Source organism: Streptomyces sp. WM6386, assembly GCF_000972385.1.
Taxonomy (GTDB): domain Bacteria; phylum Actinomycetota; class Actinomycetes; order Streptomycetales; family Streptomycetaceae; genus Streptomyces.
The window spans coordinates 1-371 of the sequence record NZ_JXTE01000617.1; the positions used below are offsets into that span (position 1 = coordinate 1).

Sequence of the window (371 nt, forward strand, 5' to 3'; positions counted from 1 at the left end):
ACGTCCTTGCCGCTCTCGACGACGTGCGGGAGGTAGAGCCAGTCGCACTCGACGATCGTGCGGTCGACGGACACCGGGTACATCCGGTGGAAGATCACATGGTCGGGGACGAGGTTGATGAACACCTGCGGCTTCACGGTGATCGCGTAGTAGCGCCGGTCCTGGTCCTCCGCCACCCCCGGAATGCGGTCCAGGCCCTCGGAGCCGTCGACGGTGAAGCCCTGGACGTCCTCGCCGAACTCCGCGCCGTGGCCGACGTAGTACTGCGCCGCGTAACCGTCCGCGAACTCCGGGAGCACCTCGGTGAGTTCGGGGTGGATGGTCGCGCAGTGGTAGCACTCCATGAAGTTCTCGATGATGAGCTTCCAGTT

Annotated in this window: 1 protein-coding gene; it reads right to left on the reverse strand. The window is 65.0% G+C overall.

What is annotated here, in order from left to right; translation table 11 throughout:
- A partial coding sequence (locus TN53_RS42950) for an SRPBCC family protein (RefSeq protein ID WP_046264356.1) occupies positions 1-371 on the reverse strand: 371 nt, incomplete at both ends.